The organism is Oleiphilus sp. HI0080 (genome assembly GCF_001635135.1).
Window position 1 is genome coordinate 1 of record NZ_LWFU01000691.1, and the last position, 1689, is coordinate 1689.

General features: G+C 47.5%; 2 protein-coding genes. Both read left to right on the forward strand.

All coding sequences use genetic code 11. The annotated features are described in order from the left end of the window. Positions 1-932, forward strand: a 932-nt coding sequence (locus tag A3751_RS14930; protein ID WP_068457555.1) for a DEAD/DEAH box helicase, incomplete at its 5' end; no start/stop codon positions are given. A 44-nt stretch (positions 933-976) separates the two neighbouring features. Beyond that, a partial coding sequence (locus A3751_RS14935; protein ID WP_197466382.1) for a 4-phosphoerythronate dehydrogenase occupies positions 977-1689 on the forward strand: 713 nt, incomplete at its 3' end.

Genomic DNA, 1689 nt, shown 5'->3' on the forward strand with positions numbered 1-1689 from the left:
CGCGCGCATTGATTTTGGCGCCAACGCGAGAGCTTGCTCTACAGATTGAAAAGGACGCGCGTGCTTTGACGAAATATGCGGGCCTTTCGATCTACTCTGTACTTGGCGGTATCGACTATCAGAAGCAGCGCGAGTATGTGCGCAATAATGTGATCGATATTTTGGTGGCAACGCCAGGTCGCCTTATTGATTTCTTGAATAGCGGCGACCTTTATCTCGATCAAGTGGATACGCTCGTCATTGATGAAGCGGATCGAATGCTTGATATGGGGTTTATTCCTGATGTTAAACGTATTCTTGGCCGCTGCCCGAAAGTTGATCGTCGACAAACGCTTCTTTTCAGCGCCACTTTTAATCAGGACGTGTTGAACTTGTGTCAGCGCTGGACAAGTAGTCCGATTCATATCGAGATCGAAGCAGAGCAACTGACCACTGAAAAAGTGGATCAGAAGATCTTCATGGTGTCGTCGGATGAAAAGCTTGAAATTATTTGTCGCTATCTTGATTTGAACAAAGTGAGTCGTGCCATTATTTTTGGTAATCGACGCGATGAGACCCGTCGCCTCGAATCAGCATTAAAAGCAAAGGGCATCAAGGCTGCTTTGCTGTCTGGAGAGGTTCCTCAGCACAAACGCATTAAAACCTTGGATCAGTTTAAGCGTGGTGATATTGAGATTTTGGTAGCGACAGATGTTGCAGGAAGGGGGATTCATGTCGACGGCGTGAGTCATGTATTTAATTACAATCTCCCTGACGATCCTGAAGATTACGTGCACCGTATTGGCCGAACGGGTCGCGCCGGCGAGACAGGTATTTCGATTTCCTTTGCCTGTGAAGATGATGCTTTTTTGCTGCCAGAACTGGAACAGTACATCGGCATGAAGTTAAACTGTGAGTATCCGGCACACTTGCTAGATAAAAATAATAGTTAAGGCCTATTTCAAGGCCGCAGAAATCACCAGCATCAGAGGTGCTTTTGAAAATTGTAGCCGACGAGAATATCCCTCTACTCCATAGGTTTTTCGGCGAGTTTGGCGAGTTAATTGCCAAGCCCGGCCGAGAGATAACTTCCTCAGATATCCTAGATGCCGACGTGCTGTTAGTACGTTCGGTTACGCAGGTTGATCAGCGTTTACTAAAAGACTCAACCGTTCGTTTTGTGGGAACATGCACGGCTGGGCAGGATCATGTTGACCTTGATTACCTGAACCAGCAAGACATCCGGTTTGCAGCGGCCCCTGGGGCTAATGCAAACTCGGTCGTTGAGTATGTATTGAGTTGTCTGTCGATTTTAGCCGACACACACAGCTTTGAAGTAGACGAGGCGACAGTCGGCATTATTGGCTATGGCAATGTCGGACGTCGACTGAACAAAAAGCTTCAGCGTCTTGGTGTGACTACCAAGGTTTATGACCCTTTCAAAACTTCAGAAGACACGGAAGAGGCGCTATGTTCTCTCGATGAGGTGCTCCAATGTGACGTAATCTCGTTGCACGTACCTCTAACGGATGACGGTGAATTTCCCACGCAGTATATGATCGATGCTGAGCAAATTAGCGCGCTTGGGGCGAATCAGGTCCTGATCAATACCAGTCGGGGCGGCGTTGTCAGAGAGTCCTGTTTAAAACAACGGTTAAAACAAGAAAATGCCCCGACAGTGATTTTAGACGTTTGGGAGAATGAGCCTCA